The organism is Rhodoferax ferrireducens (assembly GCF_031458075.1).
GTDB lineage: Bacteria > Pseudomonadota > Gammaproteobacteria > Burkholderiales > Burkholderiaceae_C > Rhodoferax_B > Rhodoferax_B ferrireducens_A.
On record NZ_JAVDXT010000002.1, the window covers coordinates 1099114 to 1113595 of the forward strand.

The following is a 14482-nucleotide window of genomic DNA, read 5'->3' on the forward strand; positions in this document are numbered from 1 at the left end:
AATTATCGGCTGCGACCGTAGCGCATTCAGGGGATGCGCTGGCGCAGGTGCAGGTTCAGAATGGTGAGCCTGTGCGACCGCCGGAGACCACCATGCCCACACCCGCCCCCGCAGACAGCCTGGAAGCCTTGACGGCGCTGGAACAGGCCGCGATTGTGGCGCGCCGGCAGCTGCTGCTGGGCACGCCGGGGGCGGACGAGGCCAAGCCGCCCAGCGACCATGGCTTGCCCAAGGTCGGCCTGGCCTTGTCGGGCGGCGGGGTGCGCAGCGCCACCTTTGCGCTGGGGCTGATGCGCGGCCTGTCGCACAACCGCACGGCCGACCCGACGGCGCCGCCCAGCCTGTCGCGCGACGGCCTGCTGGGCCGGCTGGATTATTTGTCCACCGTCTCCGGCGGCGGCTACACCGGGGCGATGTGGGGCCGGCTGGTCGCCACCTACGGCATGCGGGCGGCGCAGCAGCTGATGGCCGACAGCGGTTCGCCGGTGCTGAACTGGTTGCGCCGCAATGGCCGCTACCTGAACCCGGCCGGCTCGCGCGACACCGGCATCGCCATCGCCACCTATCTGCGCGCCTGGATGGCGATCCATATGGAGTTCATGTTTGCCTGCGTGCTCGGCGGGCTGGTGATCGTGCTGCCGCATTTGCTGCACCACCGCTGGCAGTGGTGGGGCGCCTGGGAGCCCTGGGGCACGCCCTGGTGGGTGCTGGCGCTGCTGGTGGCCTTGCTGGGCGTGCCGGGGCTGATCGCTGGCTACTGGGCGGCGCGCGAACCGCCGCTGCACGGCGGCACCATGCACCCCGGCCCGCGGCTGCGCGAGGTGTTGTTTCTGCTGGTCGCTGGCGGCGTGGCCGTGGGGGTGGGGTCGGTGGCCTGGAGCGTGGGGCTGGAGACCTCGGTGCGCGAGGGGCCGAGCTGGCTGTCGGCCTGCGCGGTGGGCCTGTCATCGCTGGCAGTCGGGCAGGCGGTGGTGATGTTCTGGCAATGGGGTTCGCGCCAGTCGCAGTCGCTGCTGGTGGCGCGCATCCGCCACGTGCTGACGACGGCCTTGCGCTTGTACCTGAAGGTGGTGCTGGGCCTGGTGGCCCTGGGCGTGATCGACTGGCTGAGCTGGAACTTCCTGCTGACGGTGGTGCTGCAGCCGGACAAATCCTGGCTGCTGGGCAGCGTGGGGGCCGGCGGCGTGGGCCTGCTGGTGCTGCGCAATCTGGTCCAGCCGCTGCAGCAGATGGCGGCGGAAACCAATAAGCAGGGCCGCGACTGGCTGCCGCGCGCGGTCAACCTGGTGAGCCTGCTGGGTTGCGCGTTGCTGGTGTTTGGCTGGGTGGTGCTGGTGCAGTGGTTTGTGTTTGCGCAAAACACCTTCGACCCGTTTGTCGACGTGCCGCCGACCCTGCGCGCGCTGCTGCTGCTGATCCTGGTGCTGCTGTGGGTGGGCTTGACGGCGGGCAATGCGCAGATGGCCAATGCCTCGTCGCTGCACAGCTTCTACCGGGCCCGGCTGACCCGCGCTTACATGGCCGTGGGCAACCCGGCGCGCCAGCTGAACCAGCACGGCGTGCCGCGCCCCGATGTGACCACGGTGGTGGAGGGCGACGACCTGGGCCTGCAGCATTACAGCCCCGAGCAGCAGGGCGGGCCGATCCACCTGGTCAACGCCTGCCTGAACCAGACCGTGGACGACCGCAGCGGCCTGTACAACGCCGACCGCAAGGGCGCGGCGATGACGGCCACCTGCCGCGGCTTCGAGGTCGGGCCGCGTGCCTTCATCCCGCTGCGGGACGAGCAGGACGTGGGTACGCTGGGGCGCTGGGTGGCGGTGTCGGGTGCGGCGGCGTCGCCGGGCGCGGGCTCGTACACCTCGACCGGGCTGGCCCTGCTGCTGTACCTGCTGGGTGTGCGCCTGGGCCATTGGATGCAGGCGCCGTGTCCATCGCCCAAGCTGCGCTGGGGTAGCCATATGGGCTGGCACTGGTGCCCCAAGCCGGTGATGCTGGCCAGCGAGGTGTTTGCCGAGTTTTACGGCGAGGACCGGCCCTGGTGGTATTTGTCCGATGGCGGGCATTTTGAGAACACCGGCGTCTATGCGCTGCTGAAGCGCGAGCTGGACTTCATCATCCTGTCCGACGCCAGCTGCGACGTGGACTACGAGTTTGGCGACCTGGAGAACCTGGTGCGCAAGGCGCGCATCGACTTCGGTGCCGAGATCGAGTTCTACAGCCACGCCGAGGCGGTGCGCATGCTGGTGCAAGAAAACCGCGAGGTTACGGTGCTGTCGCCCGAGGACATGGCCAACAACCATTCCTGCCGCGGCGTGCTGCTGGCCCGCATCCGCTACCGCGAGCGGCCAGGCCTGGACGGCACGCTGGTGCGGCCCGAGGGCACGCTGCTGGTGGTCAAGCCGAATCTGCACGACGCGCTGGACGTGGACGTGCTGGCCTATGCCCAGAAGCACAGCACGTTTCCGCACGAGTCCACCTCGGACCAGTCGTTCGACGAAGCCCAGTGGGAGAGCTACCACCGCCTGGGCGAGGATTTTGGCCGCGCGCTCACCGACACCTGGCTGACCCTGCTGCCCGGCTGGAGCCGGCCAGCCCACCACAGCCTGGCAGTGGCGGCCCGCTTGGGTGGCGCCAAGCCCGCCGAGGCGGCCAAAACCGAACCCCTGTGGCGGCGTGGCGCGCGGGCCACGGCCATCGGCACCACCTTGGGTGTGGGCGCGTCCGGCACACTGGTGCTGTCGCTGTGGCAGGTGCAGGACCAGCTGGTGCGGCAAACCCGCGACGACCAGACCGAAACCAGCCGGCTGCTGGAAAAGGTGTCGGACAGCGTCGGCAAATTGCAGCAGACCCGGGCCTGCCCGAATCCGTCGGTGCACGCACTGGCGCAGATCCAGGACCTGCTGGACCGGCGCGGTTCGCCCAATCTGCGCAAACAGGATGCGGCGGCCGTCGGCCGACTGGCGGTGCTGATGGAGGAGGAGTGTGCGGTGCCGGCGTCCAGCATCACGCCGTCCGATCTGTGCCAGGCCAGCTACAAGCGCATGCAAACCGATCTGTGCACCGGCATCCTGAAGAAGGTGCAGAACACCGCCATGGACTACTGGCAGCCGAGCGAGAAGCCGGAGGGCCAGGCCAGGAGCGGTGACAAGGTGCTGCAGGCATTGCGGAGCAGCTGGAGCATGGACAGCCTGCAGGCGCTGCTGGGGCCGCGCCCACAAGTGACGGCCGGCGTGGACCCGTTCAACATGTATCCGCCCCCCGTCGCAGCAGGCACGCCGCCCACTGGTACACCGGTGCCGCCGCTGGCCACCGCACCGGCGCCAGTAACGCAGGACCCGGCCGTAGTAGCAGCCTGTGCCCGCGCCAATAGGAAAACCACGCTCTACATCCAGGTCTACGACGAAGCCTCGCAGTCGGTGGCTGCCAAGCTGCGCGCGCTGCTGCAAGGCGTGGCCGGCCCTGCCGTGCAGGTGGCGCCGGTGGAAAATGTGGTGCGCAGCGCCGATGTGCGGCAGCAGCGTCGGCCCATCCCCTGGGCCAAGCCCACGTTCGTGCTGCACGATGCGGCCGACCCGGAGCAGCAAGCGCATTACCAGGATTGCGCCAAAGCCCTGGTGCCCTGGGTGCGTTCCGCCTGGGGCCCGCAACTGGGGGTTGAGGCCAAGGACGCCGTATGGCTGCGCGACCTGCCCAGGCGCCTCACGCCTACGCCCGGGGTGATCGAGCTATGGCTGCCGCCGATAGCCGTGCAAAGCACGGCCATTGCCACGGCGATGGAGCATTGACGGGCTGGCGTACACAACGCCTTGATCTGGCTCCTTCGCCTACCGGCCAGGCCCGGTTGCACGCCATAGTTTGGTTTTGAGCTCCCATTTTTGGACCGTTGTGTTCGGTTAAAGCTTATATGTTCAAAAACTGGCCAATTTTGCAAATTTTGCCCCTCTATTTGATTTAAATAATGCTCTAAAGAGGATGGTTAATGAAAATAAGAATGAATACGTTTTTGAATTTTTTGATTTAGTTGTGGGAAAATTTTTTAGATGTCGGGTTGATTTTTGCTAATTTTGTTATTTTAAATAACGTTTCTAAAGATTTTTTACATGAATTACATTGCGTGGGAATATGTCGAATATTCTTCCATTTGAAATATGTGCTTGCTTATGGTTTGCAGAATAATTTTGTATGCCTATGATTTTGTTGGTGAATTTTATTTCACTGGATTTTGGCACAGGATATGCTTTATTTTGGTTGGGCGACTGCTGCAATGTTGATGGGGTTCAGCAGCGGTTTATTTCCAACGTAGGACGTGATTGGAGACAAAATGAAAACTCTAAAATTCGCCAGCAAAACGCTCGTGGCTCTCGCGTTGTGTACAGGTTTCGCGCAAGCGTCGCCCCTGGTTACACAATGGACCGTCACCGATACCGCTACATTTGTACCTGCGTCTGTTCTGCCTAGCTCAAATACCTATCCCTTTCCGGTTCTGAGCGCTGGCAATACACAGCTGCATTGGGGTGATGCAACGCAACAAAGTGGATTGATCATTACCAATTCGGTGGCTCCGATCCTCGTACCTACGGGGGTCTTGACTTCCACGGTTCAGATCACCCACGACAATTTTCCGATCCCGGCGGCAACTCCCTCCAACTCTCTTGCCTCTGTTGACATTCTGGCTTCGCTAACGCTGCAGTCGTTTGCTCCAAGCGTGGGTAGCACAATCCTTGGCGATATAACTTTTGGCGTTAGGTTCCTCGAAACACCGAATGGCGGCACGGGTGGGGTTTGCGCCGATGGTGCGCTGGTAGGCTCTGGTGGCGTCAATGCAAATGGTTGCGCCGATATTTTTGTTATCAGTAATAACGCGCTCAACTTCCCGCTTTTTTACGATTCCGACGGGGCTACCGGCGGTCTTGATCCCGAGCCCTATTTTGTCAGCTTCTTTGCGGATGGCTTTGGCACCTTGTCGAATGCGGCTTGTTTATCGGCAGGTGCTGCTATTGGTTGCCGGGGTTTCGAAACGGCAGAGAATCAAAGCACGACAGCCGACTTCAAGATACTCATTACGTCCACGCCATTTACCGATGTGCCAGAGCCAGGTACATTGCCATTAATGGGGGCTGCGTTGGCGGTGTTGGGTTGGTTGGCTCGTCGCCGCACAATTTAACAAGAAATGCAGGCGGAGCTATTTTTAAAATAAATAGCTTCGCTGTAATTTTTGGGAGGCGTTTTGGAGTCTTAAAAGGAGTTCAGGGGAGATATTCCCTGCTCCTTCGGTACAGGTGCCGTTTTTAGCTCTTTCACCCCTGACTCGTGCTGAGTCTTAAGGCCTTTGCGTTGGCTTTGAGGTTGTCAAAGTGCCGAGCAAACGGGTGTGCCCAGCTTTTCCGAAAACGGATTGTTGAGGTTCTGGAAAGCTTCACGGTGCGCTGCCAATGGGGGGCAGCATGCCGTGTGCGCCTGTAGCTCTTTTCGTGTCCGCGCTATTAAGCTTGATTGGCGGACTCTGGGCGCCTGGCGCGGCTAAGGTACACAGTCGGGGTGCTGGGGGAGCGTATTGCCTTAACTCCACACCCGCATTGACTATTCTGGAAATTAGTTGACGAACCTTACCCCGGCACTGGCTCCACAGTTAGGGCTGCTTGGTTCCCCACCTGACCCGGTTGGCCGCTTCACCATGCGGGAAGGCCCGTCAAGCGCTATTGTAAGCGACACGAGAGCCCATCTGCTTTTCGTGCTGTATCTCCCTGTAAGTCTCTCTTCCCCGAAAACTGTGTGCGTAGCACGGCTTGCTTTGCCGTCTTGTTATCGTTAACATTGGCATGCAGGTTTTCCAAACTACTCTTATCTGAAGCAGCAGAGATTATTTATGTCCACTTATTCCACCCCTGTCATTACCGAACTGCGCGTGATCCCTGTCGCTGGGCGCGACAGCATGCTGTTGAACCTCAGCGGCGCCCATGGCCCGTTTTTTACCCGCAACCTGCTGATCCTGACCGACAACGCCGGCCGCACGGGCGTAGGCGAGGTGCCCGGCGGCGAGAAAATCCGCCAGACGCTGGAAGATGCGCGTCCGCTGGTCGTTGGCCAGCCTATTGGCTCGCACCAACGCGTGCTGCAGCAGGTGCAAAAACAGTTCGCCGACCGCGACAGCGGCGGGCGCGGCCTACAGACCTTTGATCTGCGCACCACCATCCATGCCGTCACGGCCATCGAGTCGGCGCTGCTGGACTTGCTGGGCCAGCACCTCGAAGTGCCGGTCGCGGCTTTGCTGGGCGAAGGCCAGCAGCGCGATGCGGTGGAGATGCTGGGCTACCTGTTCTATGTAGGCGACAAGGCCAAGACCGATCTGCCCTATGCGAGCGAGCCCGGTGCCGACAACGCCTGGTCGCGTCTGCGCCATGAAAAGGCGATGACGCCGGAGGCCATCGTGCGCCTGGCCGAGGCGGCCTACGAGCGTTACGGCTTCAACGACTTCAAGCTCAAGGGCGGTGCGCTGCGGGCCGACGAGGAGATCGAGGCCATCGTGGCCCTGCACGAGCGCTTCCCCCAGGCCCGGGTCACGCTGGACCCGAACGGCGGCTGGCTGCTCAAGGACGCGATCCGTCTGATGCGCGACATGCGCGGCGTGGTCGCGTATGCCGAAGACCCCTGCGGTGCGGAGGAGGGCTTCTCGGGCCGCGAGGTGATGGCCGAGTTCCGCCGCGCTACCGGCCTGCCCACGGCGACCAATATGATCGCCACCGACTGGCGCCAGCTCAGCCATGCGCTGTCGCTGCAGTCGGTGGACATTCCGCTGGCTGACCCGCATTTCTGGACCATGGCCGGCTCGGTCCGGGTGGCCCAGACCTGCCGCGACTGGGGCCTGACCTGGGGCTCGCATTCGAACAACCATTTCGATGTGTCCCTGGCCATGTTCACCCATGTCGGTGCGGCTGCGCCGGGCCGTGTTACCGCCATCGACACGCACTGGATCTGGCAGGACGGCCAGCGCCTGACCAAGGAGCCGCTGCAAATCGTCGGCGGCCTGGTGCAAGTACCCAAGAAGCCCGGCCTGGGCGTGGAGCTGGACATGGCCGAGGTCGAAAAAGCCCACCAGCTGTACAAGCAGCACGGCCTGGGATCGCGCGACGACGCCATGGCCATGCAGTACCTGGTGCCAGGCTGGAAGTTCGACCCCAAGCGCCCGGCGCTCGACCGTTAAGCGCCAGCGCACAGACCACGTACCAGCCACGCACGCCCATCAGTGGGGTGCGGGGCTTTTTTTTATCGCTTATGTCATCGTACAACATGCTGGTGTTGATGCACTTGGTTGCTAAAAAATGGAGAATTTAAGTAGAAACCCTTAAATAAATTCGGATTGAAATCGGTGATAGTTGCTTATGTTGTCAGACGACATATGAGTTGTAAGCTGCATATGCGCTACACGCCGGCTTTTTACCAAGGAGCATCCATGAGAGAGAACCGCTTACGCACGCTGTGGAAGTCGGGTGGCGCCGCCGTGAATGGCTGGCTGGCCATACCGAACAGCTTTTCGGCGGAGACCATGGCCCACCAAGGCTGGGACTCTCTCACCATCGACCTGCAGCACGGCATGGTGGACTACCAAGCCATGCTGCCCATGCTGCAAGCCATTTCGACGACAGACACCGTGCCGGTGGTGCGCGTGCCCTGGTTGGAGCCCGGCATCCTGATGAAGACGCTGGACGCGGGCGCGTATGGCGTGATCTGCCCCATGGTCAACACCCGCGAAGACGCGCAAAAGCTGGTCGCCTACACCCACTATGCGCCGCGCGGCACGCGCAGCTTCGGCCCGGTGCGGGCGCTGCTGTACGGCGGCGTCGACTACCCCGAGCAGGCCAACGACACCATCGTTACCTTCGCCATGATCGAAACCGCCAAGGCGCTGGACAACCTGGACGACATTCTGTCGGTCGAAGGGCTGGACGCGATCTACATCGGCCCGTCGGATCTGTCGCTGGCGCTGGGCTGCCGCCCGGTGTTCGACGAAGTGGACCCCAAGGCTGCCGAGGCCATCGACCACATCCTGGCCCGGGCCAAAGCCCACGGGGTGGTGGCCGGCATCCACAACGGCACGCCCGAAGGCGCGCTAGCGCGGATTGCCAAGGGCTTTCAGTTCGTCACCGTCAGCTCCGACGCACGGCTGATGGCGGCCGGCGCACAGCAGGTGGTGGCCAAGATGCGCGCAAAGGTGGCACCCGCCAGCGCGGGTGGCTACTAATTTTCATTTTTTAAACCAAAACAGGCGCTAGCGCGCTATCTATCTGCAGGAGTAGCTATGAAATTAGGATTTATCGGTCTTGGCATCATGGGCGCGCCCATGGCTTTGCATCTGGTCAAGGCTGGCCACCAGGTGTTCTTCCACGCGCCGCGCAAGGTGCATCCCAGCATTGCCGAGTCCAGCGCCACCCGCTGCGCCAGCGCCGCCGAGGTGGCGCGCAATGCCGACATCGTGTTCACCATGGTGCCCGACACCCCGGACGTGGAAGCCGTGCTGTTTGGCGAGGATGGCATCGCCACCGGCTTGTCCGCCAGCAGCCTGATGGAAGACGGTAGCAGCCGCAAGATCATCGTCGACATGAGCTCGATCTCGCCCATCGCCACCAAGACCTTCGCGCTGAAGATCAACGCCCTGGGTGCCGACTACATCGACGCACCGGTATCCGGCGGCGAAGTCGGTGCCAAGGCCGCCTCGCTGACCATCATGTGCGGCGGCCCCGAGGCGGCGTTCGAGACCGTGCGCCCCTTGCTGGAGCTGATGGGTAAGAACATCACCCTGGTCGGCGGCAACGGCGACGGCCAGACCACCAAGGTGGCGAACCAGATCATCGTGGCGCTGAACATCGCCGCCGTGGGCGAGGCCCTGCTGTTTGCCAGCAAGGCCGGTGCCGACCCGGCCAAGGTGCGCCAGGCGCTGATGGGTGGCTTTGCTTCCAGCCGGATTCTGGAAGTGCACGGCGACCGCATGGTCAAGCGCACTTTCGACCCCGGTTTCCGCATCCGCCTGCACCAGAAGGACCTGGGCCTGGCCTTGCAGGGCGCGCGCGAGCTGGGCGTGGCCCTGCCGCAAACCGCTGGCGCGGCCCAGCTGATGCAGGTCTGCGCGGCCAATGGCATGGCCGACCTGGACCACTCGGCCCTGGTCAAGGCGTTGGAGTTGATGGCCGGCCACGCCGTCGCCGGGGCCTGATATGGCGGCCATGCCCGCAACGGACCGGACCGCGTTGCTACGCCGCATGTTCGATGCGGCTGTGGCCGCGGCCCAGCCGGCGCTGTGCCTGCCGCCGCATCTGCCAGCGCCACCCAAGGGCCGCACCATCGTGATCGGCGCGGGCAAGGCCTCGGCCGCGATGGCGCGGGCGCTGGAAGACCACTGGGCCGGACCGCTGGAGGGTCTGGTCGTCACCCGCTACGGCTACGAAGTGCCGTGCCAGCGCATCGAGATCGTGCAGGCCGCGCACCCCGTGCCGGACGCGGCGGGAATCGAAGCGGCCGAGCGCATCCGCCAGCTGGTTACGGGCTTGACGGCGGATGACCTGGTGATCGCGCTGATTTCTGGCGGTGGCTCGTCGCTGCTGGTGGCGCCGGGTGCGGGCCTGACGCTGGCCGACAAACAGGCCGTCAACACCGCGCTGCTGAAAAGCGGCGCCAGCATTGCCGAGATGAACTGCGTGCGCCGCCACCTGTCCAGCCTCAAGGGCGGGCGTCTGGCCGCGGTCTGCCATCCGGCGCAGCTGCTGACCCTGCTGATTTCCGACGTGCCGGGCGACAACCCCATCGATATCGCCTCTGGCCCCACGGTGGCCGACCCCACCACCTGCGCCGATGCGCTGGCCATCGTGCAGCGCTACCAGATTGATATTCCGCCCGCAGTGCGCGCCGTGCTGGAAAGCGGCGAGGGCGAGACGGTCAAGCCCGGCGACCCGCGTTTGCAGGGCAACCAGACACGGATGATCACCGCGCCGCAGATCGCGCTGGAAGCCGCAGCCCAGGTGGCGCGCGAGGCGGGCGTCACCCCCTACATTCTGGGCGACAGCCTGGAGGGCGAGGCCCGCGACATCGGCAAGGCGCTGGCCGGCATCGCCCGGCAAGTCGCGGTGCATGGCCAGCCGTTCAGTACACCTTGCGTGCTGCTGTCCGGCGGCGAAACCACGGTGACCCTGCGCGGCAAGGGCCGGGGCGGGCGCAATGTGGAGTTTTTGCTGTCGCTGGCCATCGCCCTGGACGGTCTGGCCGGGGTGTACGCCCTGGCGGCAGATACCGACGGCGTGGACGGTGCCGAGGAGATCGCCGGTGCCCGCATGGCCCCCGACACGCTGCAGCGTGCCTGGGCGCTGGGCACCAATCCGCGCAGCAGCCTGGACAACAACGACGCACACAGCTTCTTCCAGGCGCTGGGCGATTCGGTCATCACCGGGCCCACCCTGACCAATGTGAACGACTTTCGCGCGATCCTGATCGACGGCTAGCCCGGCGCCGAAACGGGGCGGCCAGCCCTTTAGAATCCCTGCATGTCTTATCTCGTGCTCGCCCGCAAGTACCGTCCGCATAATTTCACTGAAATGGTGGGGCAGGAGCACGTGGTGCAAGCCCTGAGCAATGCGCTCACCACCCAGCGCCTGCACCACGCCTATCTGTTCACCGGCACCCGCGGTGTGGGCAAGACCACGGTGTCGCGGATTCTGGCCAAGTCGCTCAACTGCCAGGGCGTAGACGGCACAGGCGGAATCACCGCCAGCCCTTGTGGAGTCTGCACAGCCTGCACTGATATTGATAGCGGCCGATTTGTCGACTACACCGAACTGGATGCGGCCTCGAACCGCGGGGTAGACGAAGTCCAGGCCCTGCTGGAGCAGGCGGTCTACAAGCCGGTGCAGGGGCGCTTCAAGGTCTTCATGATCGACGAAGTGCACATGCTGACCAACACCGCGTTCAACGCGATGCTGAAGACGCTGGAAGAGCCGCCCGAATACCTGAAGTTCGTGCTGGCCACCACCGATCCGCAGAAAGTGCCGGTCACCGTGCTGTCGCGCTGCCTGCAGTTCAACCTGCGGCCCATGGCGCCCGAAACCGTGCTGTCGCACCTGACCCAGGTGCTGGCAACCGAGGGCGTGCAGGCCGAAACCGGGGCTTTGCGCCTGCTGTCGCGGGCTGCGCGGGGCTCGATGCGCGATGCCCTGTCCTTGACCGACCAGGCAATTGCCTTTGGCAACGGCCAGCTGCAGGAAGCCACCGTGCGCCAGATGCTGGGCAGCGTGGACCGCAGCTATGTGTTCCGCCTGATCGATGCGCTGGCCCAGGGCGACGGCAAAACCGTGGTGGAAACCGCTGAGGCCTTGCGCCTGAACGGCCTGAGCGCCGCTTCCACACTCGAAGAAATGACCGCCGTGCTGCAACGCATGGCGGTGATCCAGGCCGTGCCCGGCACGTCTGCCGACGATACCGACCCCGAAGCCGCCGACACCGCCCGGCTGGCCGCCGCCATGCCGGCCGATGAAACCCAGCTGCTCTACAGCATGTGCCTGCATGGCCGTGCCGAGCTGGGCCTGGCCCCGGACGAATACGCGGCGCTGACCATGGTGCTGCTGCGCCTGCTGGCTTTCAAGCCGGGTAGCGCGGTACGGGTTTCAGCGGAAAAAAAAACTCTGATTGAACCGGTGGCGCGTGCGCCGCTGCCCTTGCCAGCTCCTGTGCCGGCCCCGGTGGCAGCCCCGGTGGCGGTGGCCAAAGCCGTCGTGCCCGAGGCGGTGCCGCCACCACCTCCCGCGGCGGTAGCTGTGGCCCCGGTACCTGTTCCACCCGCTCCAGCGCCAGCGGTGCAGGAGCTGCCCGTGCGCGTCCAGAGTGAACCCAGCGAACGCCTGCAAGCGCGCCCCGTCCCGCTTGCCGCGGCCCCGGTACACACCGCCGATGGCGACTACTGGTACGCCACGGTGCAGCAGCTGGTGGCGGCCGATGCCGTGGGTGGCTTGGTGCGCGAACTGGCCTTGCAGTCCCAGCTGGTGGCGGTAGACGGTAGCCATTGGCGGCTGCGCATCGAACGCGAATCCCTGAGCCAGCCCATGAGCCGCGAGCGCCTGCGCGTGGCCCTGGAAGCCATCACGCCGAATGCCACGCTGGAGGTCGAAGTCGGTAGCGTTGCCGACAGCCCGGCCAAGCGCAATGCGGCGGCGGCAAATGAAAAACAGCGCATCGCCGAAGAGATCATCATGGGAGACCCGCTGGTGCAGTCCCTCATGCGAGACTACGGCGCGAAAATTGTGCCCGGAACCCTCAAACCACTTTAATTTTTATCCAAGGAAACACCATGTTCAACAAGGGACAACTCGCCGGCCTGATGAAGCAAGCCCAGGCCATGCAAGACAACATGAAGAAGGCCCAGGACGAACTGGCTTTCATCGAAGTCACCGGTGAGTCCGGCGCCGGCCTGGTCAAGGTCGTGATGACCTGCAAGCACGATGTCAAGCGCATCACCATCGACCCCAGCCTGCTGGCCGACGACAAGGACATGCTGGAAGACCTGGTGGCCGCCGCCTTCAACGCCGCCGTGCGCAAGGCCGAAGAAACCAGCCAGGAAAAAATGGGCAAGCTGACGGCAGGCATGCCCGGCCTCCCAGGTGGCATGAAATTCCCATTCTGATTACATGCTTTTCAGGCCGCTAGCGCATAGGGAATCTGCGGGAGCAGCTACTGAAACTGTAGCGTTCTGGATAAAGGCTGCGAATGGCTGATACCAGTGCGCTGAATGCCTTGATCCAGGGCTTGCGCCGTTTGCCGGGCGTGGGGGTGAAGTCGGCTTCGCGCATGGCTTTCCATTTGCTGCAGCACGACCGCGAGGGCGCGCAGATGCTGGCCCAGGCCTTGATGCAGGCGGCAGGCAATGTGAAGCACTGTGCGCTGTGCCATACCTTCACCGAAGCAGACATCTGCGATACCTGCCAGGACGAGAGCCGCGACGCGTCCAAGTTGTGCGTGGTGGAAAACCCGGCCGACCAGTCAGCGGTCGAGCGCACCGCGGCTTACAAGGGCTTGTACTTTGTGCTGATGGGCAAGATCAGCCCTCTGGACGGCGTGGGGCCCAAGGATATTGGCTTGCAGAAGCTGATCGACCGCGCCAGCAATGGCCTGGTGCAAGAGGTGATTCTGGCCACCAATTTCACCGCCGAAGGCGAGGCCACGGCCCATGTGATCAGCGTGGCACTGAAGGCCCGCGGCCTGCAAGTCACCCGGCTGGCGCGCGGTGTGCCCGTGGGCAGCGAGCTGGAATATGTGGATCTGGGCACCATCGCCCATGCGTTCGTAGATCGGCGTTAACCCGTACCCCAAAGCGTTACGGACAAACCCGCACGGGGATGGTCCCGATGTGCATTGGGCGGCCACGCACTAAGCTGGGGCAAACACCGCCCGCATGCTTTTACCTTCACTCCACCGACGCAGTTTTTTAGCCTCCACCGCCCTGGTTGCCGCCGCGGTGGTAGCGCCGACTCTGCGTGCGCAGAACAAGCTGGAAAAGGTGAGGTTGGCGTTGGCGGTAGACGGCGAGGCCGCGCTCTACCATTTGCCGCTGACGATTGCCGACCAACTGGGCTACTTCCGGGCCGAAGGCCTGGAGCTGGAGATCAGCGATCTGGTAGGTGGCGCGCGTTCGCCGCAGACCGTGCCGGGCAGTGCGGTGGATGTGTTCGCAGGTGCCTTCGAATCCACCATCAGCCACCAAAGCAAGAACCAGTTTTACCAGGCCTTTGTGCAGCAGGGGCGGGCGCCGCAGATTGCGCTGGGTATCAGTGCGCGCAATCTGCCGGCTTACCAGTCGGTGGCCGAGTTACGGGGCAAATTGATAGGCGTGCCGGCGCTGGGAACACCGGCGCACATGCTGGCGAACGTGGTGCTGGCGCGGGCCGGCGTGCCATCCGATGAAGTGCGTTTCGTTGGCGTGGGAACCGCCGCCAATGCCTTGCAGGCCTTGCGTGCCGGCCAGTTGGATGCGATCAGCAATATCGACCCGGTGATGGGCATGCTGGAGCAAAAGGGCGAGGTCAAGATCATTGCCGACACCCGCACCCTCAAAGGCACGCTGGAGGTGTTTGGCAGTGCCATGCCCGCCGCTTGCCTGTACGCCTCACAAGAGTTCATCCAAAAGAACCCGAACACCGTGCAGGCGCTCACCAACGCCATGGTTCATGGCCTGAAATGGCTGCAAACCGCCGGCCCCAGCGACATCATCAAGCTGGTGCCCGAAAGCTATTTCCTGGGGGATCGCGCGACCTATTTGGCGGCGTTCAACAAGTCGCGCGAAACCATTTCCATTGACGGCCTGCTGCCCGAGGACGGGCCCAAGACGGCCTTGAAAGCCCTGGGCAGCTTCGATCCGGTCGTCAAGGCCGCCAAGATCGACCTGGCCAAAACCTATACCAATGTGTTTGCGCTGCGTGCCAAGCAGCGTTTCAGGGCTTGAGGTTGA

Annotated in this window: 10 protein-coding genes and 1 other RNA gene; 10 read left to right on the plus strand and 1 reads right to left on the minus strand. The window is 63.7% G+C overall.

Features of this window, described 5'->3' with window-relative positions:
* Nucleotides 1–92: 92 nt before the first annotated feature.
* Nucleotides 93–3788, plus strand: a complete 3696-nt coding sequence (locus J2X19_RS14080) for a hypothetical protein (RefSeq protein WP_310374031.1) — start codon at nucleotides 93–95, stop codon at nucleotides 3786–3788.
* Between the two features lie 536 nt (nucleotides 3789–4324).
* Entirely contained in the window at nucleotides 4325–5167 is an 843-nt protein-coding gene (locus J2X19_RS14085) for a THxN family PEP-CTERM protein (protein WP_310374033.1), read from the plus strand.
* A 431-nt stretch (nucleotides 5168–5598) separates the two neighbouring features.
* On the opposite strand, the gene ffs is transcribed toward J2X19_RS14085, so the two are convergent.
* Nucleotides 5599–5694, minus strand: an RNA gene (ffs, locus tag J2X19_RS14090) — signal recognition particle sRNA small type.
* Nucleotides 5695–5869: 175 nt separating this feature from the next.
* On the opposite strand from ffs, the gene gudD reads away from it, so the two are divergent.
* From gudD to J2X19_RS14130, 8 genes are all read left to right on the plus strand, one after another.
* A complete protein-coding gene (gene gudD / locus J2X19_RS14095; protein ID WP_116606426.1) occupies nucleotides 5870–7204 on the plus strand; it encodes a glucarate dehydratase in 1335 nt (444 codons plus the stop codon).
* Nucleotides 7205–7453: 249 nt separating this feature from the next.
* Entirely contained in the window at nucleotides 7454–8242 is a 789-nt protein-coding gene (locus tag J2X19_RS14100) for an HpcH/HpaI aldolase family protein (RefSeq protein WP_310374036.1), read from the plus strand.
* A 57-nt stretch (nucleotides 8243–8299) separates the two neighbouring features.
* Nucleotides 8300–9211 (plus strand): 2-hydroxy-3-oxopropionate reductase, encoded by a 912-nt coding sequence (locus J2X19_RS14105; protein WP_310374038.1) that lies wholly within the window; start codon nucleotides 8300–8302, stop codon nucleotides 9209–9211.
* Between the two features lies 1 nt (nucleotide 9212).
* A complete protein-coding gene (locus J2X19_RS14110; protein WP_310374040.1) occupies nucleotides 9213–10490 on the plus strand; it encodes a glycerate kinase type-2 family protein in 1278 nt (425 codons plus the stop codon).
* A 42-nt stretch (nucleotides 10491–10532) separates the two neighbouring features.
* Nucleotides 10533–12308, plus strand: a complete 1776-nt coding sequence (dnaX, locus tag J2X19_RS14115; protein ID WP_310374042.1) for a DNA polymerase III subunit gamma/tau — start codon at nucleotides 10533–10535, stop codon at nucleotides 12306–12308.
* A 20-nt stretch (nucleotides 12309–12328) separates the two neighbouring features.
* A complete protein-coding gene (locus J2X19_RS14120; RefSeq protein ID WP_092755116.1) occupies nucleotides 12329–12661 on the plus strand; it encodes a YbaB/EbfC family nucleoid-associated protein in 333 nt (110 codons plus the stop codon).
* 83 nt (nucleotides 12662–12744) lie between these two features.
* Nucleotides 12745–13335, plus strand: coding sequence for a recombination mediator RecR (recR, locus tag J2X19_RS14125; protein ID WP_116606431.1), 591 nt, complete (start codon nucleotides 12745–12747; stop codon nucleotides 13333–13335).
* Between the two features lie 94 nt (nucleotides 13336–13429).
* Nucleotides 13430–14476 carry an ABC transporter substrate-binding protein gene (locus tag J2X19_RS14130; RefSeq protein ID WP_310374046.1) on the plus strand — a complete coding sequence of 349 codons (1047 nt, stop codon included), beginning with the start codon at nucleotides 13430–13432 and terminating at the stop codon, nucleotides 14474–14476.
* Nucleotides 14477–14482: the final 6 nt, after the last annotated feature.

Bases quoted from the DNA above. Each gene is read 5' to 3' on its own strand.
- J2X19_RS14105 (WP_310374038.1), top strand. From the start codon at position 8,300: ATGAAATTAGGATTTATCGGTCTTGGCATCATGGGCGCGCCCATGGCT.
- J2X19_RS14080 (WP_310374031.1), top strand. From the start codon at position 93: ATGCCCACACCCGCCCCCGCAGACAGCCTGGAAGCCTTGACGGCGCTG.
- dnaX (WP_310374042.1), top strand. From the start codon at position 10,533: ATGTCTTATCTCGTGCTCGCCCGCAAGTACCGTCCGCATAATTTCACT.
- J2X19_RS14100 (WP_310374036.1), top strand. From the start codon at position 7,454: ATGAGAGAGAACCGCTTACGCACGCTGTGGAAGTCGGGTGGCGCCGCC.
- J2X19_RS14120 (WP_092755116.1), top strand. From the start codon at position 12,329: ATGTTCAACAAGGGACAACTCGCCGGCCTGATGAAGCAAGCCCAGGCC.
- recR (WP_116606431.1), top strand. From the start codon at position 12,745: ATGGCTGATACCAGTGCGCTGAATGCCTTGATCCAGGGCTTGCGCCGT.
- J2X19_RS14130 (WP_310374046.1), top strand. From the start codon at position 13,430: ATGCTTTTACCTTCACTCCACCGACGCAGTTTTTTAGCCTCCACCGCC.
- gudD (WP_116606426.1), top strand. From the start codon at position 5,870: ATGTCCACTTATTCCACCCCTGTCATTACCGAACTGCGCGTGATCCCT.
- J2X19_RS14085 (WP_310374033.1), top strand. From the start codon at position 4,325: ATGAAAACTCTAAAATTCGCCAGCAAAACGCTCGTGGCTCTCGCGTTG.
- J2X19_RS14110 (WP_310374040.1), top strand. From the start codon at position 9,213: ATGGCGGCCATGCCCGCAACGGACCGGACCGCGTTGCTACGCCGCATG.